General features: G+C 68.1%; 17 protein-coding genes. 10 read left to right on the top strand and 7 right to left on the bottom strand.

Annotation, left to right across the window (positions count from 1 at the left end; translation table 11 throughout):
* Positions 1-43: 43 nt before the first annotated feature.
* Positions 44-1,213, bottom strand: coding sequence for an ABC transporter substrate-binding protein (locus tag ACFO0J_RS09255; RefSeq protein WP_376812776.1), 1,170 nt, complete (start codon positions 1,211-1,213; stop codon positions 44-46).
* Positions 1,214-1,447: 234 nt separating this feature from the next.
* Between ACFO0J_RS09255 and msrB the strand changes: the two genes are divergently transcribed.
* The 6 genes from msrB to ACFO0J_RS09225 all read left to right on the top strand — a co-directional run bounded on the left by msrB (position 1,448) and on the right by ACFO0J_RS09225 (position 4,342).
* The gene (gene msrB, locus ACFO0J_RS09250) at positions 1,448-1,843 is read left to right on the top strand and encodes a peptide-methionine (R)-S-oxide reductase MsrB (protein ID WP_376812775.1); all 396 of its coding nucleotides are present in this window, start codon (positions 1,448-1,450) and stop codon (positions 1,841-1,843) included.
* 7 nt (positions 1,844-1,850) lie between these two features.
* A complete protein-coding gene (locus ACFO0J_RS09245) occupies positions 1,851-2,435 on the top strand; it encodes a septation protein A (RefSeq protein ID WP_376812774.1) in 585 nt (194 codons plus the stop codon).
* Between the two features lie 43 nt (positions 2,436-2,478).
* Entirely contained in the window at positions 2,479-2,769 is a 291-nt protein-coding gene (locus ACFO0J_RS09240) for a BolA family protein (protein WP_376812773.1), read from the top strand.
* Complete coding sequence (locus ACFO0J_RS09235; protein WP_376812772.1) at positions 2,766-3,560, top strand: peptidylprolyl isomerase; 795 nt, start codon at positions 2,766-2,768, stop codon at positions 3,558-3,560. The genes ACFO0J_RS09240 and ACFO0J_RS09235 overlap by 4 nt, the downstream gene beginning before the upstream one ends.
* A gap of 153 nt (positions 3,561-3,713) precedes the next feature.
* Entirely contained in the window at positions 3,714-3,956 is a 243-nt protein-coding gene (locus ACFO0J_RS09230) for a type II toxin-antitoxin system Phd/YefM family antitoxin (RefSeq protein ID WP_376812771.1), read from the top strand.
* Positions 3,953-4,342, top strand: a complete 390-nt coding sequence (locus ACFO0J_RS09225; protein WP_376812770.1) for a type II toxin-antitoxin system VapC family toxin — start codon at positions 3,953-3,955, stop codon at positions 4,340-4,342. Before ACFO0J_RS09230 ends, ACFO0J_RS09225 begins: the two co-directional genes overlap by 4 nt.
* 81 nt (positions 4,343-4,423) lie before the next feature.
* Here the strand turns inward: ACFO0J_RS09225 and ligA are convergent, their stop codons facing one another.
* The 3 genes from ligA to smc are packed head-to-tail and all read right to left on the bottom strand — an operon-like array spanning position 4,424 to position 11,156.
* Positions 4,424-6,562 (bottom strand): NAD-dependent DNA ligase LigA, encoded by a 2,139-nt coding sequence (gene ligA / locus ACFO0J_RS09220; protein ID WP_376812992.1) that lies wholly within the window; start codon positions 6,560-6,562, stop codon positions 4,424-4,426.
* Between the two features lie 53 nt (positions 6,563-6,615).
* Positions 6,616-7,605 (bottom strand): cell division protein ZipA C-terminal FtsZ-binding domain-containing protein, encoded by a 990-nt coding sequence (locus tag ACFO0J_RS09215; protein ID WP_376812769.1) that lies wholly within the window; start codon positions 7,603-7,605, stop codon positions 6,616-6,618.
* A gap of 17 nt (positions 7,606-7,622) precedes the next feature.
* Positions 7,623-11,156 (bottom strand): chromosome segregation protein SMC, encoded by a 3,534-nt coding sequence (smc, locus tag ACFO0J_RS09210; protein WP_376812768.1) that lies wholly within the window; start codon positions 11,154-11,156, stop codon positions 7,623-7,625.
* Between the two features lie 168 nt (positions 11,157-11,324).
* Here smc and lplT point away from each other — a divergent pair, with 168 nt between their 5' ends.
* Entirely contained in the window at positions 11,325-12,629 is a 1,305-nt protein-coding gene (lplT, locus tag ACFO0J_RS09205; RefSeq protein ID WP_376812767.1) for a lysophospholipid transporter LplT, read from the top strand.
* A gap of 2 nt (positions 12,630-12,631) precedes the next feature.
* Here the strand turns inward: lplT and ACFO0J_RS09200 are convergent, their stop codons facing one another.
* Entirely contained in the window at positions 12,632-13,576 is a 945-nt protein-coding gene (locus ACFO0J_RS09200; protein WP_376812766.1) for a uracil-DNA glycosylase, read from the bottom strand.
* Positions 13,573-14,850, bottom strand: a complete 1,278-nt coding sequence (gene tsaB, locus ACFO0J_RS09195; protein WP_376812765.1) for a tRNA (adenosine(37)-N6)-threonylcarbamoyltransferase complex dimerization subunit type 1 TsaB — start codon at positions 14,848-14,850, stop codon at positions 13,573-13,575. The genes ACFO0J_RS09200 and tsaB overlap by 4 nt, the downstream gene beginning before the upstream one ends.
* Positions 14,851-14,977: 127 nt before the next feature.
* On the opposite strand from tsaB, the gene ompR reads away from it, so the two are divergent.
* The 3 genes from ompR (at position 14,978) to ACFO0J_RS09180 (ending at position 17,876) form a co-directional block, all read left to right on the top strand.
* Positions 14,978-15,712 carry an osmolarity response regulator transcription factor OmpR gene (gene ompR, locus ACFO0J_RS09190; protein ID WP_376812764.1) on the top strand — a complete coding sequence of 245 codons (735 nt, stop codon included), beginning with the start codon at positions 14,978-14,980 and terminating at the stop codon, positions 15,710-15,712.
* A 122-nt stretch (positions 15,713-15,834) separates the two neighbouring features.
* Positions 15,835-17,205, top strand: a complete 1,371-nt coding sequence (locus ACFO0J_RS09185) for an ATP-binding protein (protein WP_376812763.1) — start codon at positions 15,835-15,837, stop codon at positions 17,203-17,205.
* 122 nt (positions 17,206-17,327) lie between these two features.
* Positions 17,328-17,876 carry a peroxiredoxin gene (locus ACFO0J_RS09180; protein ID WP_376812762.1) on the top strand — a complete coding sequence of 183 codons (549 nt, stop codon included), beginning with the start codon at positions 17,328-17,330 and terminating at the stop codon, positions 17,874-17,876.
* A gap of 41 nt (positions 17,877-17,917) precedes the next feature.
* On the opposite strand, the gene ispF is transcribed toward ACFO0J_RS09180, so the two are convergent.
* Positions 17,918-18,409, bottom strand: coding sequence for a 2-C-methyl-D-erythritol 2,4-cyclodiphosphate synthase (ispF, locus tag ACFO0J_RS09175; RefSeq protein ID WP_376812761.1), 492 nt, complete (start codon positions 18,407-18,409; stop codon positions 17,918-17,920).
* Positions 18,410-18,423: the final 14 nt, after the last annotated feature.

Here is an 18,423-nt window from a genome sequence, read left to right as displayed (position 1 = left end):
AGAACAGCCCGGGAAACGAACCGGAGGGCGTGCGAATGCATCCTTACAGATCCGGCTGGTAGGTCCACTTGCCGTCGACGACCTTGACCATGACGCGGCCGCGCTCGTCCATGCCGGCGTGGTCGGTCGGGCTCATGGTGAAGACCCCCTGCGAAGCGGGCAGGTCCTTGACCTGTTCCAGCGCATCGCGCAGGGCCGAGCGGAATTCCGGCGTGCCCGGCTTGGCGCCGGTCTTCAGGGCGCGCGGAATGGCGTCGTTGATCAACTGGCCGGCGTCCCACATATGGCCGCCGAAGGTGTTGGTCGTGCCCGCGCCGTACTTGCCTTCGTAGGCCTTGACGTACGTCAGGGCGCTGGCCTTGACCGGGTTGCTGTCGGGCAACTGGGCCGCCACCAGCAACGGGCCGGCGGGCAGGACCATGCCCTCGCAGGCCTTGCCGCAGACGCGCAGCACGTCATTGTTGGCCGCGCCGTGGGTCTGATAGATCCGGCCCTTGTAGCCGCGCTCCACCAGTTCACGCTGCGGCAGGGCCGCCGGCGTGCCGGCACCGGCGATCAGGATGCCGTCGGGCTTGGCCGCAAGCAGCTTCAGCACCTGGCCGGTGACGCTGGTGTCGGGCCGGGCATAGCGTTCCGCGGCCACGACCTTGATGCCCTTCGCCTCGGCCTTGGCGGTCATTTCCTGCAGCCAGCCCTCGCCGTAGGCATCGCTGAAACCAATGAAGCCCAGGGTCTTGACGTGCTGCTTGACCATCGCATCCGCCAGGGCCGCAGCCATCAGGGCGTCGTTCTGCGGCGTCTTGAAGACCCACTTGCGCGGACCGTCCACGGGCGCGACGAGCTTGACGCCGGCGGCCACGCTGATCATGGGCGTGCCGGTCTCGGCGGCGACGTCGGACATGGCCAGCGAACCCGGCACGGCGGACGTCCCCAGCACCACGTCGACGTGATCGTCGGCCGTGAGCTTGCGGATGTTCTTCACCGCCTGGGTGGTGTCGGTGGCGTCATCCAGCACAATGTATTGCACGGCCTGGCCGCCGATTTCCGCGGGCAGCAGCGCCACGGTGTCGCGTTCGGGAATGCCCAGCGAGGCGGCCGGTCCGGTGGACGACACCGTCACGCCGACCTTGATTTGAGCCGTGGCGGCCAGGGGCAGCGCGGCCAGCAGCGCGGCCGCGCCCAGGGTGAGCCGCAGGGAAAGCGGAAATGTCATGATTGTCTCCGAATGTTTTTTGACGGACCGTGCAATTCATAGCCGCGAACCCGGCGGGCTGAGGCATAAACACATGAACGGGCGTCATATTATCGCAGCCTGCAGCAATTTGCTGCCATACGGCGCAGGCCCGAACCCGCCATAGCGCCGGATGCACCGCGCCCCGGATCCCTGCCTCGACATCCAAAGTCGATTAAGATGGAGGATTGAAGTGAGATTCTGGACACCTTTCCCGTGGACAAGATCACGCGCACGGACGCCGAATGGCGCGCGCAGCTCTCCCCCGACGAATTCGCGGTCACGCGGCTGAAACACACCGAGCGGCCGTTCACGGGCCGCTACTGGGACACCGCCCAGGCGGGCACCTATTTCTGTGTCTGCTGCGGCACGCCCCTGTTCGCCTCGGACACCAAATTCGACGCAGGCTGCGGCTGGCCCAGTTATTTCGAGCCGGTCGCCCCCGACCGCGTGCGCGAACTGCGCGACACCAGCCACGGCATGATCCGCACGGAAATCCTGTGCGCCGCCTGCGACGCCCATCTGGGCCACGTGTTCCCCGACGGTCCGCCGCCCACGGGGCTGCGCTACTGCATCAACTCTCTTTCCCTGCGCTTCGTCCCGGCCGAATAAGTCTCCTGTGAAAAAATTCCTTTTCGACCTCTTTCCGCTGATCCTGTTCTTCCTGGCGTTCCGCTTCGCCGACATTTACGTCGCCACCGGGACCGCCATGGCGGCGGCCGTGCTGCAGATCCTGTGGCTGCGCCTGACCGGCCGCGCGATCGAACCCATGCACTGGATCAACCTGACGGTGATCGTCGTGTTCGGCGGCGCGACCTTGCTGCTGCACGACGATACCTTCATCAAATGGAAACCCACGGTGCTGTATTGGCTGTTCGCCGCCATCCTGGTGGGCGCGCGCCTGCTCACCGGCCGCAACCTGATGCGCCGCCTGATGGGCGACAAGATCGCCCTGCCCGAGCGCGCCTGGAACCGCCTGAACGACAGTTGGGCCGCGTTCTTCGTGGCCTCGGGCGCGCTGAACCTGTACGTGGCCTTCTCCGGCCGCTTCACCGAGTCGCAATGGGTGAATTTCAAGGTCTTCGGCCTGATGGTCCTGCTGCTGCTCTTCGTGGTGGTGCAGTCCCTGTGGCTGAGCCGGCACATCCAGGCCGAACCCGCCGAGCCCCAGGCCGGCGACCCCGACGGCGAGCCGCGCGGATGACGGCACGCATGCGCCCCAGTCCGCTCTTCGCCGGAGACCGCCCATGAGCAGCCCCGCACCTGCCGATCTGCGCGCCCTGCTGCTCGAACGCCTGAGCGCGCTCGATCCCACGCAGCTCGACCTGATCGACGAATCCCACCTGCACGCCGGCCACGCCGGCGCGCAAGGCGGCGCACGGCACTTTCGCGTCCGCATCCTGTCCAAGCAATTCCAGGGGCTCGGCACCCTCGCCCGCCATCGTCTTGTGTATGATTGCGTGCGAGATCTGATGCCCCATCCGATCCACGCGCTGGCCATCGAGGCCGGCACCCCTCCCATCGAAGGATTTTCATGAAACGTATCGCTGCTGTCGCCCTGGCCTGCTCCCTGACGCTGCCGGTCTGGGCCAAGGACATCGCCACCGTCAACGGCCAGGGCATCTCCCAGGCCAAATTCGACCAGTTCGTCGGCATGCTGGTCACCCAGGGCGCCCAGGATACGCCTCAATTGCGCGATCAGGTCAAGCAGGAAATGATCAACCGCCTGGTGGCCGTCCAGGCCGCCGAGAAGGCCGGTCTGCAAAAGGACCCCGCCGTCCAGCAGGAAACCGAGCTGGCCACGCAAAGCATTCTGGTGCGCGCTCTGATGGCCAAGTACCTGAAGGACAACCCCGTCAGCGAAGCCGACCTGAAGAAGGAATACGACACCATCAAGGCCGAACAGGGGTCGCGCCAGGAATTCAAGCTGCGCCACATCCTGGTCAAGGACGAGGCCAAGGCCAAGGAACTGATCAAGGCGATCAAGGCCAAGAAGACCACCTTCGAAGCCGCCGCCAAGAAAGACTCCATCGACACCGGCAGCGGCAAGAACGGCGGCGAACTGGGCTGGGGCCCGACCAGCAACTACGTGCCCGAATTCGCCCAGGCCGTGGAAAGCATGAAGAAGGGCGACCTCAGCGCCCAGCCCGTGCAGACCCAATTCGGCTGGCACGTGATCCAGGTCGAGGACGTGCGCCCGATCGCCTTCCCGTCCTTTGACGAAGCCAAGCCCCAACTGGAAGAAATGATGCGCCAGCAAGCCCTGGCCGGCTACCAGAAGGGCCTGATGAAGGACGCCAAGGTCGTGGACAACAGCGCGGCAAAGTAATAAGCCCCCACGCTGCGCAGCATCCAGTCCCAACATGGTTCAAAGAGGCGGCCTTCGCAAGAAGGTCGCCTCTTTATTTTGAAGATGGCTGACTGCTGAGTGGAAATCAAATAAACTAAGTTTAATGAACTAAGTTTAATCAAGGATTCCGTCATGAACGCCATCAACATCCACGAGGCCAAAACCCATTTGTCGCGCCTGGTCGAGCAGGCCGCTCAGGGCGAGCCCTTCATCATCGCCAAGGCGGGCAAGCCCCTGGTCAAGGTCGTCGCTCTGGACACGCCTGTGCGGCCCATCCGGAGGCTGGGCTTTCTAAGCGGCCGGTTGTCCGTGCCGGACGATTTCGACCGCATGTCCGCCACGACGGTCCAGGCGCTGTTCGAGGGGACCGAATGAACTTCCTGCTGGATACACATGTCCTGCTCTGGTCCGCCGGGCAACCCGAAAAGCTGACCGGGCAGGCACGCGCCTGGCTGGAAGACGACAACAACGTCCTGATCTTCAGTGCCGCCAGCCTTTGGGAAATCACCATCAAATCCGGGCTGGGCCGCGACGATTTTCAGGTAGATCCCCATGTGCTGCGCCGAGGACTGCTGGACAACGGCTACGAAGAACTGCGGATCAGCAGTCAGCACGCCGTGGCAGTCGCAGGCCTGCCCGCGCTGCACAAAGACCCATTCGACCGGCTGCTGATCGCCCAAGCCACACTGGAAGGCATCACACTGCTGACGGCCGACAGCCAGATTCTGCAATATCCGGGACCGATCCAAAGCGTGTCCTGAGGCGGCCGGGGAGACCTCGTCGCCCCCGTCTCCGGTCAGATGCTGCGTACGGACGCAGAGAACATCCGCCCGGACTCGGGCTCAGCTTCGAGACACCCCGTCCAGCAACGCCAGCAGCCCGGCCTCGTCGATCACGGGCACGCCCAACTCGGCCGCCTTGGCGAGCTTGCTGCCGGCTTCCTCGCCGGCCACCACCCAGGCGGTCTTGCGCGACACCGAGCCGCTGACTTTGCCGCCGGCGGCCAGGACGCGGCGGGTGGCCTCGTCGCGGCTGAGGGTCGGCAGGGTGCCGGTCAACACCAGGGTCTTGCCCGCCAGGGGCTTCTCGCCGACCGGCGCCGCGTCGGCCTGGGGTTCGACCCCGACGGCACGCAGATCGGCGATGACTTCGCGGTTATGCGCCTCGGCGAAGAAACGCCGGATCGAGGCGGCCACCACCGGGCCGACGTCCGGCACCTGCAGCAGGTCTTCCTCGGACGCGTCCATGATGGCTTCGATGGCGCCGAAATGCCGCGCCACGTCGCGCGCCGTGGTCTCGCCCACATGGCGGATGCCCAGGGCGTACAACAGACGGGACAGGGGCGGGCTGCGACGCTCATTGATGGCCTCGACCAGATTGCGCGCCGATTTCGCCCCCATGCGGGGATAGGTGGACAGTTCCAGCTCGCCGCCGCCGGACGGATCCGCCAGCTTGTACAGATCGGCCAGGGTGTGAACCTTGCCGTTGTCCACCAGTTGCTCGATCAGCTTGTCGCCCAGGCCGTCGATGTCCAGGGCCTTGCGGCTGGCGGCATGCCACAGGGTCTGCTTGCGCTGCGCGGGACAGAACAGCCCGCCGGTGCAGCGCGTGATGGCTTCGCCTTCCGGGCGTTCGACCGCCGAGCCGCACTCCGGGCACACCGGGCAGACGGCCAGCAGGTCGAAGACCGGCGCATCGGCCGGACGCAGCGCCAGCACCGGCCCGACGACTTCGGGGATCACGTCGCCCGCGCGGCGCACCACCACGGTGTCGCCGATGCGCACGTCCTTGCGGCGGATCTCGTCCTCGTTGTGCAGCGTGGCGTTGGTGACGGTCACGCCGCCGACGAAGACCGGCTGCAGCCGCGCCACCGGCGTCAACGCGCCGGTGCGCCCCACCTGGACGTCGATGCCGATCAGGCGGGTGGTTTCCTCCTGGGCGGGGAATTTGTGCGCCAGGGCGAAGCGCGGCGCGCGCGCGACAAAGCCCAGGACTTCCTGGGCGCGCAGGTCATCGACCTTGTAAACCACGCCGTCGATGTCGTAGGGCAGGTTCGCGCGGGATGCGCCCACGGTTTCGTAGAAACGCAGCAGCTCCGACGCCCCCCGGCACAGCGCGCGGCCGGGGCTGACGGCAAAGCCGAAGCCGGCCAGCCAGTCCAGCATCCCGGAATGGCTGGCGCGCGGCTGCAACGGGGCCCCGGCGGCGTCCTGGATCAGCCCCCAGCCGTAGGCGTAGAAGCGCAACGGCCGGGTCGCCGTGATGCGCGGGTCCAGTTGACGCAGGCTGCCGGCGGCCGCGTTGCGCGGATTGACGAAGGGCTTGTCGCCCCGGGCGACCTGGGCCTCGTTCAGCCGCGCGAAATCCGCCCGCGTCATCAGCACCTCGCCGCGCACTTCCAGCACTGCGGGCGCGTCCGCGCCGCGCAGGCGCAGGGGCACCGAGCGCAGCGTGCGGATGTTGACGGTGATGTCCTCGCCCTGCGCGCCGTCGCCCCGGGTCGCCGCCTGGACCAGGCGGCCCTGCTCGTAGCGCAGGCTGACGGCCAGGCCGTCGAATTTGTATTCCGCGACGTAGGCCACGCCGGGCGGCGGCGCAGGCCCGTCGCTCAGCGGCAGCGTTCCCTGGACGTGAGCGGCCTGCGCGGCTCCGGCATCAGGATCGGCTGCGGCCCCGCTCAACAGACCCGACTCGATCAAGGTCGCCACGATCCGCTCGTCAAAGGCGACGACGTCTTCGGTCTCGAAGGCATTGCCCAGCGACAGCATGCGCACGGCATGCGTCACGGAGGCGAAATGATCCAGCGGCGCCGCGCCGACCCGCTGCGTCGGGGAATCGGGCGTCACCCAGTCGGGATGCGCGGTTTCCAGCGCCTGCAGCTCGGCCATCAACTGGTCGTACTGCGCGTCCGAGATGGACGGCGCGTCCTCGACGTAATAGCGGCGGTTGTGGGCTTCGATGTCGGCGCGCAGGGCGTCCAGGCGGCTGCGGTCGGCGGCCTCGCGATCGGGGCCGCCCGCGTCGGATCCGGTGGTCACGAGAACACCCGCGCTGCGCGGTCGGTGCCGGCCAGAAAGCCCGCCTGATCCAGTTGGTCGTACAAGGCGCTGATCTGCCGGTCGATGGCAGGCGCGGAGTCGTCCTGGAAGGTGCGGCCCTGATCATCCAGCACGTGGGCGTCCAGACGCGCAGCCAGGTCGCGGCCCACGGTCACCATGCGGCTGAAGGCCTGATCATCCGGCAGGCTGTTGGGCACGTCCAGCACCAGATCGACGCGGTGCGTGGCGTCACCTTCCGAGGCCTCGACCTGCAAGGCGAAGCGCGGCAGGCCGTTTTCCGCCATCCAGGCCCACTGCCCGCGCGCCTGGACGAAACCCGCCTCGGCGGCCGACTGGGCGATCGCCGCGACCGCGCGCGGCTGGGCCAATTGCAGGATCAGCCCGACCTGGGCGTCCATGGCGGCGCAGCGCGCGTCCAGGTCCGCCGCCTGGCGCAGCACCACGTCCTGGTCCGGGGCCTCGATCAGGCCCTCGAAGCGTTCAGCCAGGTTCTGCGCCAGGGTCCATAGATTGGACCATTCGATGGCCGTCAGGGGGCCGCTGCGGTTGGCCAGCACGACCGCCAGTTGCAGCGACACGTAGGATTCGCCCGGCTGCGCCCCGGCGCGGTGGCCGCCGCCTTCGCGTTCGGCGAACACACGCACGGGTTTCTTGCCCACGCGGCCGATGGCCCGCAAGGCCTCGGCCAGGGACTCGCCCGCCACGGGATGCGCCAGGGCGATGTCGATGACGGCCTCGCAGGCGGGGTCGGCCTCCGGGCTGTCGTCGGCGGCGGGCCGGCCGGCTTGCCACAGGCCCGGCTCGCGCCGCGGTTCCGTGTCACGCATCAGCACGTCATGGCCGGCCTCCGGCAGCGACTGGCGCATGCTGCGCCGCGCCCGCCAATCCTGCCAGGTGTTGTACAGCAGGACGACGACGATCAGCGCCACCCCGATCGAAATCAGCAAGATCTGCAAGTCGCTCATAAAGTCCTCTTATCCGCTCAGGCCGCCTCGGCCGCCCATTGCAGGGCAGAATCCATGTCCACGGCCACGATCCGCGACACACCCTGTTCCTGCATGGTCACCCCGACCAGTTGCCGGGCCATCTGCATGGCGATTTTATTGTGTGAAATGAACAGAAACTGCGTCTGGTCGCTCATGCCGCGCACCAGGTTCGCATAGCGTTCGGTATTGGCGTCGTCCAGCGGCGCATCGACCTCGTCGAGCAGGCAGAACGGCGCCGGATTGAGCTTGAACAAGGCAAACACCAGCGCCGTCGCCGTCAGGGCCTTTTCGCCGCCCGACAGCAGATGGATGGTGCTGTTGCGCTTGCCCGGCGGCTGGGCCATGACCTGCACCCCGGCGTCCAGGATTTCCTCGCCGGTCATGGTCAGGCGGGCCTCGCCGCCGCCGAACAGGCGCGGGAACAGTTCGCCGAAATGGCCGTTGACTGTCTCGAAGGTCTGCGACAGCAGTTCGCGGGTCTCGCGGTCAATGCGGCGGATGGCGTTTTCCAGGGTCTCGATGGCCGCCAGCAAGTCGGCGTGCTGGGCGTCCAGGAAGCCCTTGCGCTCGCGCGCCGCCGTCAATTCGTCCAGCGCCGCCAGGTTCACGGCCCCCAGCGATTCGATGTTGCGCGTGATGCGCTGGACTTCGGACTGCAGCCACTCCAGACGCCGCCACTGGGGCGGCTGTTCGTCCAGGTGGCGGCGCAAAGCGTCACGGTCCACCTGACGGGCGTCGAGCTGCTCGGCGAACTGCTCGACCGACAGGCGCGACGCCTGTTCCTTCAGTTGCAGTTCGGTGATGCGCGCCCGCAGCGGGTCCAGGCCGCGCTCCAGCGTCAGCCGGCCCTCGTCGGCTTCGCGCAGGACGGCGGCCGCCTGATCCTGGGCCAGCCGCGCCTCGCGCAGGGCTTCTTCGCACGCAGCCCGGGATTCGAGCGCGTCCTGCAAGCCGGCCTGCGCCATGGACTCGTCCAGATCGAACAGTTCGCCCTGCAGGGATTCGAGTTCGGCGCCCGAGCGGCGGGCCTGGTCTTCGGCCAGTTGCAGGGTGCGGCGCAATTCGTCCAGCCGGTTGCGCAGGGTGCGCACGGCGTATTCGGCTTCCTGGGCGGCGCGTTCCTGGTCGCGGCCCTGCTGGCGGGATTGTTCGGCCTGCCGGGACAGGTCTTCGGCCTGCATGTCCAGTTCCGCCAGGCGTTCCTGCTGTTCGGCCAGGACCTGGTCCAGCGATTCGAAGCGGGCCTCGGATTCGGCCCGCCGGGTATCCAGCCCGGCCTGCTGCTCGGCCAGTTCCTTCAGGTCGCGGTCCAGGCGGCGGGATTGCTCGTCGGACTGCGCCGCCTGCTGGCTGAGCTGCTGGTGGCGGATCTGGGCATCGTGCTGCGCCCGCATGCGCTCGGCGATCTGCTGGCGCGCGGGCTGCAGCGCCTGGGTCAGGTTGCGGCAGGCGGCGTCGGCCTGGGCGTGGGCATCCAGCGCCTGGTCGGCGATCAACTGCGCGGCGCGGATTTCCAGGGCCAGGTTGTCGATCTGCTGGCGGCGCGCCAACTGGCCGGCCTGTTCGGAATCGGCGGCGTAGAAGCGCACGCTGCACGCATCGACCCGGTGGCCGTCGCGCAGCACCCAGACGCCGCCCGGCGGCAGTTCACCGCGCCGCGCGATGGCGGCGCCCAGGTCGTCGGCCACGCGCACGTCGCGCAGCCAGACGGCCAGCAGGGCCTGCAAAGCGGCGTCGCGCGCCTGGACGAAATCCAGCAGGCGCGGTGCGTCCGTCGCGGTCGCGGCGGGCTGCCCGGCATCGCCGGGCGTCTGATAAAAGGCCAGGCGCGCAGGCGGGACATCCTGGGCGAAGGCGCGCACGTGGTCCAGCGTACGCAGGCCCAGGGCGTTCATGCGTTCGTGCAGCACGGCTTCCAGGGCGGTTTCCCAGCCCGCGTCAACGTGCAGTTGCTGCCACAGGCGCGTCAAGCCGCCCAGTTCCTGACGCTGCAGCCAGGGCTCCAGCGCGTCCTCGGACTGGATCTTTTCCTGCAGCGCGATCAGGGCCTGGCGGCGCGCATCCAGCTTTTCCAGGTCCAGACGGGCCGCCTGGCTGGCCTGCAAGGCCTCGGCGCGGGCCTCTTCCAGTTCCGGCAGGCGGGATTCGAGTTCCAGCAGGCGCGCCTGGGCTTCTTCCAGGCGTTCCTGGGCGACGGCGCATTCCCCCGCCCAGCGCTGCAATTCGGCCGGGTCGGGCGCACCCAGGGCGGCGCGCTCATCATCCAGCCGCGCGCGGCGGTCTTCCAGGGCGCGCAACTGGCCGTCGGCGTCCCGCTGGGACTGCGCCGCCAGCGCCAGTTCCTGTTCGGTGCGCGCCAGCACACGGCGATCCTCGTCGCGCCGGGCCGCCAGATCGCGCAGCCGGGCGTCCAGGTCCGGCAGGCCGTCCTGGGCGTGCTGCGCCCGCTCGGCCAACTGTTCCGCCCGCGCCTCGGCTTCCTCGATCTGCGCCTGGGTGTCCTCGATCGACGCCTGGCTGTGGGTGCGCTGATCGCCCCATTCCTGCTGCTGGGCCTGTAATTGCGTGCGCCGGATCTGCAGGCGGTTGCGGGAATCGACCACGTGGCGGATTTCGGCTTCCAGGCGGCTGACCTGGGCGCCGGCCTCGAACAGGCGGCCCTGCGTCTGGTGGACCTGCTCGCTGGCCTCGAAGTGCGCGGCGCGGCGGGTTTCCAGGTCGGATTCCAGGGCGCGCAACCCGGCCACGGCGGATTCCAGCTCGGCCTGGGCGCGTTCGGTGTCGACGGCCAGGGACTGGCGGCTTTCACGCGCGGCCTGCTCGCGCAGCAGCCACAGGGCGTGCTGCTTGAGCTCGCCTTCGGCCTGCAGCGCCCGGTAATCGGCCGCCACCTTGGCCTGGGATTCCAGCTTGTCGAGCTGGCTGGCGAGTTCGCGCAGGATGTCGTCCAGGCGGGTCAGGTTTTCACGCGTGTCGCCCAGGCGGTTCTCGGTTTCGCGACGGCGTTCTTTGTAGCGCGACACCCCGGCGGCTTCTTCGAGATAGACGCGCAGTTCCTCGGGACGGGCCTCGATCAGGCGATTGATCATGCCCTGGCCGATGATGGCGTAGCCGCGCGCGCCCAGCCCGGTCCCCAGGAAGATGTCGTGGATGTCGCGGCGGCGCACCGCCTGATTGTTCACGAAATAACTGCTGGCGCCGTCGCGGGTCAGTACCCGGCGCACGGCGATTTCCGCGAAGGTGGACCACTGGCCCGCCGCCCTGCCCTGGCTGTTGTCGAACACCAGTTCGACCGAGGCGCGCGCAGCCGGCTTGCGCTGGCCGGATCCGTTGAAGATCACGTCCTGCATCGAGGCGCCGCGCAGTTCGGACGCCTTGGTCTCGCCCAGGACCCAGCGCACGGCATCGATGATGTTGGATTTCCCGCAGCCGTTGGGACCCACCACGCCGACCAGCTCGCTGGGCGTGGGAATCACGGTCGGATCCACGAAGGACTTGAATCCGGCAAGTTTGATCTGCGTGAGGCGCACGGTGCTGGGACGAACGAAAAATCGGGGCGCGTAAGTGACAGCGTATGATAACGCACCGGGCCTGAGCGGCCGCCTGCGGGCGGTCCACAACCCGCTATACTGCAACTCTTTTTTACGGGCGCGCCTCACGGCAGCCGCCCCTTTCGTCAACCACTTCGGGGTCCGCGATTGAACAAGGGCTTTTTCATGGTCATGGCTGCGCAGGCGCTGTCGTCCGTCGCGGACAACGCCCTGCTCATCGCCGCCATCGGGCTGATCGCCGACCTCAGCGGCCCGGACTGGATGGCCCCCATGATGAAGTGGTGGTTCGCCCTGGCCTACGTCGTGCTGGCGGCCTTCGTCGGCGCCTTCGCCGACGCCTTCCCCAAGGGCCGGGTCATGTTCGCCACCAACGCGCTCAAGACCTGCGGCTGCCTGCTGATGTTCAGCTACGGCGCGTTCGGCCTGGGCCACAACCAGCAACTGATCCTGATCTTCGCGGCCTACACCGTCGTCGGCATCGGCGCCGCCGCCTATTCCCCGGCCAAATACGGCATCGTCACCGAAATGCTGCCGCCCGAACTGCTGGTCAAAGGCAATAGCTGGATCGAGGGCCTGACCGTGCTGTCGGTCATCGTCGGCACCGTGCTGGGCGGCTTGCTGATCAGCCCGTCGGTCTCGGCCTGGCTGATGTCCCTGGCCTGGGTGGACCGTCTGGCCGACAACGCCGCGCAAAGCGCCATCCTGATGATCGGCCTGGTCTACGTCGCCGCCGCCCTGTGCAATCTGCTGATCCCCGACACCCATGCCTTCTATCCCCGCCAGCAGACGCATCCGACGGCCCTGATCCGCAATTTCACCCGCTACGTCCGCATCCTGTGGTCGGACAAGCTCGGCCAGATCTCGCTGGCCGTCACCACGCTGTTCTGGGGCGCGGGCGCAACACTGCAGTTCATCGTCATTGAATGGGGCGCCCAGCACCTGGGCTACCGCCTGGACCAGGCGTCCGTGCTGATGGGCGTGGCCGCCTTCGGGACGGTGATCGGCGCGGTCTGCGCCGGCCGGGTGCCGCTGCGCCGCGCGCTGGCTGTCCTGCCGGTGGGGGTGGCCATGGGCCTGGTGGTGCTGCTGATGCCGGCCGTCTACACACCCTGGGCGGTGTACTGCCTGCTGCTGCTGATCGGCGGCCTGTCGGGCTTTTTCGTGGTCCCGATGAATGCGCTGCTGCAGCATCGCGGCCACGTGCTGCTGTCAGCCGGGCATTCGATCGCAGTGCAGAATTTCAACGAACAGTTGAACATCCTGCTGATGCTGGCCATGTACAGCCTGATGCTGTGGCTGGGCCTGTCGATCAATCTGATCATCGCCCTGTTCGGCATCCTGGTGGCCTGCCTGATGCTGGTCTTCATCCACTGGAACCGGCTGAATCACCGCGCCCACCCGGAACTGAGCCAGATGATCGGCCAGACAGGGCATGGGACTGCGCTGCACTGAACTCAGGTTTTTTCCGCCGCTCGCACGGCCTGCGCCAGGCCCGCCAGATCCCGCCATGCTTCGGCCTTCCAGGCCGAACGCACCAGCAGCGATGAAGGCTGGTGCGTGACCCAGACGGGAATCGGTGCGCCCTGGTCAGGCATGTACTGATGCGGGCCGCCCCGCAGTGCGTCCAGATCCTTGTCCGTGCCGATCACCGCCCGCGCGGCCACCCGGCCCAGCGCCAGGATCCAGCGCGGCTGCAACAAGGCGATCTGCCGGTGCAGCCAGGGCAGGCAGGCGGCGACGTCCTGAGAGGTGGGCTCATGGCCGCCGACGGCGCGGCATTTGACCCCATGGGCCAGATAGACCGAGTCGGCATGCGGCAGGCGCGCGGCCGCCAGCATGGCCGTCAGCAGACGCCCCGGGTCGCCCTGGAACGGCAGGCCGCTGGCGTCATCCTCCATGCCGGGCTGCTCGCCGATGATCAGGTAATACGGCCGGTCGGCCTGGCCCATCCCGGGCACCGCCCGGGCGCGCTGGGTGTGTCGGGCGCAAGCGGTGCAGGCCGAGACGGCGGTGTCCAGCACGGTCAGGTCGGGGCACGCGGCTGGAGCGATAGCGGCGGGAGTTTGCGGTGCGACCAGCCCTGCCGGGGCGCGCACGCGCGTCAGTCCGGAAGCCGACGGGGCACGGGATTCGGGGAGGATGGCCGCGATGGCGGCGTCCCGGGCGTCCATGGCGGCCCGTGCGCCCGCATCGGACTCGGTCGAGGCCACGGCGGCGGGCGCCGAACCGGCCACTGCGGGCCCGGCAACGGCGGCCGCTGTCTGCGGCGCACGCGCCATCGACGCGGCGGCCCCCTCGTCGGCGGCCGGCTCCGGGCGCGTCGCCAGCCAATGGGTGTTCAGGCCGATCTCGGCCAGCCAGGCGATCTGGCCCGGACGCAGCAGGGCGCGCGGCGTCATGAGCGCCCCCAGGACCGGGCGATGCCCGGCCCGGCGTTTCCTTGGGCAGCGTCCACCGTCAGGGTCATGATCCAGGCGTCCTCGCGGCCCTGGACCGCCGGGTAATAGCCCCGCCGCAAGCCGACCTGGGCGAAGCCGTGCTGATGGTAGAACGCGATGGCGTTTTCGTTGCTGGGACGGACTTCGAGCGTCAGGGCCGGCTGGCCGGTCTGGCGGCAATGGTCGATGCAGTGGCGCAGCAGCCGCGCGCCCACGCCCTGGCGCTGGGCGTCCGGGCGCACACCGATGACCAGCAGGTGCGCCATGTCCGGTGCGTCCATCACCAGGGCGAAGCCCAGCATCGCGCCCATGCGGCGCACCACCCAGCCGCGATAGCCGGCGGCCAGGCCGTCGGCGAAATTCTTGCGGGTCCAGGGAAAGGACTGCACCCGGCCTTCGATGGCGGCGACCTCGTTGACGTCGGCCGGCATCATGTCGTGCAAAGTCAGGGTCGCGGCGTCGACCAGGGGATTGCCCCCCAGCCCGCCGGCGCGCTCGACCGTGGTATAGGCGACCTTGTCGCGCACATAGGCGGGCGAGGCCAGGGCGGCGTCCACCGCGCGCCCTTCCCGCCAGGCCTGTTCCGCCAGCCGGGCGATGGTGCCGGCCTGCGCGTGAACGCTTTCCGGCGGCACGGGTGTGCAACGCCCACCCAGGGCTTCGAGTTCGTCACCCAGGCCGGGAAACACGTCGAGCGCATCGCCATGCACCGTCCAGCCGCCCCCCGCCCACATATCCCAGCCGGCCGACTCGCGGGCGGCCCAGGCCGCCACATCGGCGCGCGCCAGCAGGGCCGGCGCCTGCAGCGTGACCCAGCCCGCGCCATCGGCCCGGTAGGCGGCGGCGTAGACCTCGTTCATGCGCGCGTCCTGCAGCACCACGTGGACCCCGGCCGGGTCCTCTCCGGCGCCTTGCAGCGCCACCGCGCACAGGGAATCGACCGGCAGCACCGGGACGTCCAGCGCCACGGCCAGGCCCTGGGCCACCCCGCAGGCTACGCGCAGCCCGGTGAACCCGCCCGGCCCCTGGCCGAAGGCGATCGCCGACAGGGCGCGCCGGTCCAGGCCGGCCTGATCCAGCAGATCGCACGCCATGGGCAGGATGCGTTCGGCGTGCGCGCTCCGGCCCTCGTGCAGGGCCGTGCGCAGCCGCGTCCGGCCGTCCGTTCGGGACAGCAGCGCGACACCGCACAAAGTGCTTGATGTTTCAAACGAGAGAATGTGAAAATCGTCCATGGCCTGGCTATTTTAAAGGAGACCCAAAAGGGCCCCGCTTATTTCCAAAACGAAGACCAAACGCTTATTGTGTAATTTGTTGTGATAAGCGCTGGAACCTGCTTCCCGACCCTGTTACATTTTCCGCATGAACACGCAAAACCAGACCCTCACCCGCAAGATCCTCATCGTCGACGACGATCCCAGGCTGCGCGATCTGCTACGCCGTTATCTGTCCGAACAGGGCTTCAATGTCTACGTCGCCGAAGACGCCAAGGAAATGGCGAAGCTCTGGCAACGGGAACATTTTGATCTCCTGGTGCTGGACCTGATGCTCCCCGGAGAAGACGGCCTGTCCATCTGCCGCCGGCTGCGTGGCAACCATGACAACACGCCCATCATCATGCTGACCGCCAAGGCCGAGGAAATCGACCGCATCGTCGGTCTGGAAATGGGGGCCGACGACTACCTGACCAAGCCGTTCAACCCTCGCGAACTGCTGGCCCGGGTCAACGCCATCCTGCGCCGCCGCGGCACCGAGGAACACCCCGGCGCCCCCAGCCAGGAAAACGAATCCGTCGAATTCGGTCCCTACGTGCTGAACCTCTCCACCCGCACCCTGACGCGCAGCGGCGAGGCCGTCCCCATCACCACCGGCGAATTCTCCGTCCTCAAGGTCTTCGCCCGCCATCCCAAGGTCCCGCTGTCGCGCGACAAGCTCATGGAACTGGCCCGGGGCCGCGAATACGAAGCCTTCGACCGCAGCCTGGACGTCCAGATATCACGGCTGCGCAAGCTGATCGAACCCAACCCTTCCAAGCCGGTTTTCATCCAGACGGTCTGGGGCCTGGGCTACGTCTTCGTTCCCGACGGCGGCCAATAACAGTGCCCCCACGCTGCGCCTTCGGCTTGCTGCCCCCCAAGGGGGCGCTTATTGCCTTGGGGCGGCCCGGCGGCAATAAGTAAACCTCTGGCGGCCTTCGGGCCGCGCGCATCGTTCCTCCCATGACTTTCCTGAGACGGCTGCTCCGGCACGGCATCCGGCCCCGGCTGCGGCTGGGGCTGTTCAGCCGTTCCTTCCTGCTGATCGCCTCCCTGATGCTGGTCAGCCTGGGGGCGTGGCTGCAGATCGTCTTCAACATCGAAGAAGGCCCCCGCGCCGCCCAACTGGCGCAGCGTATCGCCACCACGGTCAGCATCACGCGCTCGGCCCTGATGTACGCCGACCCGGCCGTGCGACCCTCGCTGCTGCTGGACCTGGCCACCCAGGAAAGCCTTCGCGTCCAGCCCCGCGAGCGCTCCGATGTGCTCGAACCCCTGCCCCACACCGACTACTGGAACAATGTGTCCGGCGAGATCCGCTCCCGCCTGGGCAGCCAGACGGCCGTCATGTGGTCCGTCAACCAGGCCCCCGGCATCTGGATCAGCTTCCACATCAACGAAGACTTGTACTGGCTGGTCTTCGACCGCGACCAGTTGCGCCTGACCACCGGCCGAGAATGGCTGGGCTGGGTGGCGGCGTCCCTGATGCTGGCGCTGCTGGGGGCGGCCATCAGCGTGCGCTTCATCAATCAGCCCCTGGCCCAGTTGGCCAAGGTCGCCCAGCAACTGGCGCGCGGCGAAATGCCCACGCCGCTGCCCGAAAAGGGGCCGATCGAGATCCGCGACATGAACATGGCGTTCAACCGCATGGCGCGCGACCTGCGGCAGAACGAGGCCGACCGGGAAATCATGCTGGCGGGGATTTCCCACGACCTGCGCACTCCCCTGGCGCGCATCCGCCTGGAAATCGAGATGAGCCACATGACCGACGAGGCCCGCCAGGCCATCGACGAGGATCTGGCCCAGATCAACCACAGCATCGGCCAGTTGATGGAATACGCGCGTCCGGCCGGCCAGGTGCCGGCGACCGGCGTCGACGTCTCGCGCGCGCTGCAGGACCTGTTCGAGCGTGAGCGCAGCCACACCGCGTCCCTGGGCGGCGAATTGCAGGCCTCCATTCAGCCCGGCCTGCAGGCGCGCATCAGCGCCAACGATCTCAAGCGCATCGTCAGCAACCTGATCGAGAACGCGCGCCGCTACGGCCGCAGCGCCAGCGACGGCCGCGCCCACATCAGCCTGGCCGCCTACCAGAGCGGCAACCAGTTGACCATCGAAGTCCGCGACCAGGGCGTCGGCATCCCCCAGACCGACATCCAGCGCCTGCTGCGGCCCTTCGCGCGCGGTGAATCCGCCCGCACCGGGGTCAGCGGCGCAGGCCTGGGCTTGTCCATCGTCGAACGGCTGCTGGGCCAGGTGGGCGGAAAATTCACCCTGGCGACCAACGCCCCCCAGGGCCTGCTGGCGCGCATCGAGATCCCCAAGGCCAAGGGTTAGGGAGCGCCTGAACAAGTCCTCGCGCCGCGTGCATCCGCGGACTCGGACGGCCTGCGGCGGACGAGGCCGATGGCGTAGAATGGGATGCGGCCCCGATGGCCGTACTCATCTCAGGAGCCCCGATGAAAACCATAGGCGACAAGCTCGAGGCCTTCCGCGTCACCGGCGTCAAACCCGGCTTCAATCAGCACGAGGAAAACGGCGTCTCAGCCTTCGAGGACATCACGGAATCGTCCTTCCCCGGCAAATGGAAGGTGATCTACTTCTACCCCAAGGACTTCACCCAGGTCTGCCCCACCGAAATCGTCGGCTTCAACGCCCTGGCCGACGAATTCGAGGAACGCGGCGCCGTCCTCATGGGCGGCTCGACCGACAATGAATACGTCAAGCTCGCCTGGCGGCGCGACAGCCCGGAACTGGGCAAGCTCAACCACTACCAGTTCAGCGACACGGCCGGCGCGCTGGTCGACCCGCTGGGCATCCGCGAAAAGTCCGAAGGCGTCGCCCTGCGCGCCACCTTCATCGTCGATCCGGACAACATCATCCAGCACGTGGCGGTCAACAATTTCAACGTCGGCCGCAGCCCCGAGGAAACCCTGCGCGTCCTGGACGCGCTGCAGACCGAAGGCCTGTGCGCCTGCAACCGTCCTATCGGCGGCGGCACCCTGTAGTCCTTCCCACGCCGGGCCGCGCCTGCGGTCCGGCATCTGTCTCAGATTCTCGCCAGCAACGCCACTGCGCTGGTCGCAATCCCTTCGCCCCGCCCCAGATAGCCCAGGCCTTCGTTGGTCTTGGCCTTGACGTTGACCAGCGTCGGATCGATCCCCAGATCACCGGCGATGCAGGCGACCATGGCCGGCGCATGCGGCGCGATCTTGGGCGCCTGGGCGTGCACCGTGGCGTCCACATTGACCACGGTCCAGCCCGCCTCGCGGGCCAGGCGCGCGGCTTCGCGCAGGAACAGGCGGCTGTCGGCCCCGGCCCAGCGCGGATCGCGATCGGAAAAGTGCCGGCCGATGTCCCCCAGCCCCGCCGCCCCCAGCACGGCGTCGGTGATCGCATGCAGCAAGGCGTCCGCATCCGAATGGCCGACCAGCCCTCGCTCGTAGGGAATGTGCACGCCGCCGAGGATCAGCGGCCGGCCCTCGGCCAGCACGTGCAGATCGTGGCCCTGGCCGATGCGGAAAGGAAAGGGGGACGTCATGATGGGATGGCTCC

Source organism: Castellaniella hirudinis (genome assembly GCF_042651965.1).
GTDB lineage: Bacteria > Pseudomonadota > Gammaproteobacteria > Burkholderiales > Burkholderiaceae_B > Castellaniella > Castellaniella hirudinis.
This window is presented reverse-complemented; position numbering and strand designations above follow the sequence as displayed.

Coding starts and splice junctions, on each gene's coding strand:
- ACFO0J_RS09255 (WP_376812776.1), bottom strand. CDS start 1,213: ATGACATTTCCGCTTTCCCTGCGGCTCACCCTGGGCGCGGCCGCGCTG.
- ACFO0J_RS09240 (WP_376812773.1), top strand. CDS start 2,479: ATGAGCAGCCCCGCACCTGCCGATCTGCGCGCCCTGCTGCTCGAACGC.
- ACFO0J_RS09235 (WP_376812772.1), top strand. CDS start 2,766: ATGAAACGTATCGCTGCTGTCGCCCTGGCCTGCTCCCTGACGCTGCCG.
- ACFO0J_RS09230 (WP_376812771.1), top strand. CDS start 3,714: ATGAACGCCATCAACATCCACGAGGCCAAAACCCATTTGTCGCGCCTG.
- ACFO0J_RS09225 (WP_376812770.1), top strand. CDS start 3,953: ATGAACTTCCTGCTGGATACACATGTCCTGCTCTGGTCCGCCGGGCAA.
- ACFO0J_RS09215 (WP_376812769.1), bottom strand. CDS start 7,605: ATGAGCGACTTGCAGATCTTGCTGATTTCGATCGGGGTGGCGCTGATC.
- ACFO0J_RS09200 (WP_376812766.1), bottom strand. CDS start 13,576: ATGACGCCGCGCGCCCTGCTGCGTCCGGGCCAGATCGCCTGGCTGGCC.
- tsaB (WP_376812765.1), bottom strand. CDS start 14,850: ATGGACGATTTTCACATTCTCTCGTTTGAAACATCAAGCACTTTGTGC.
- ompR (WP_376812764.1), top strand. CDS start 14,978: ATGAACACGCAAAACCAGACCCTCACCCGCAAGATCCTCATCGTCGAC.
- ACFO0J_RS09185 (WP_376812763.1), top strand. CDS start 15,835: ATGACTTTCCTGAGACGGCTGCTCCGGCACGGCATCCGGCCCCGGCTG.
- ACFO0J_RS09180 (WP_376812762.1), top strand. CDS start 17,328: ATGAAAACCATAGGCGACAAGCTCGAGGCCTTCCGCGTCACCGGCGTC.
- ispF (WP_376812761.1), bottom strand. CDS start 18,409: ATGACGTCCCCCTTTCCTTTCCGCATCGGCCAGGGCCACGATCTGCAC.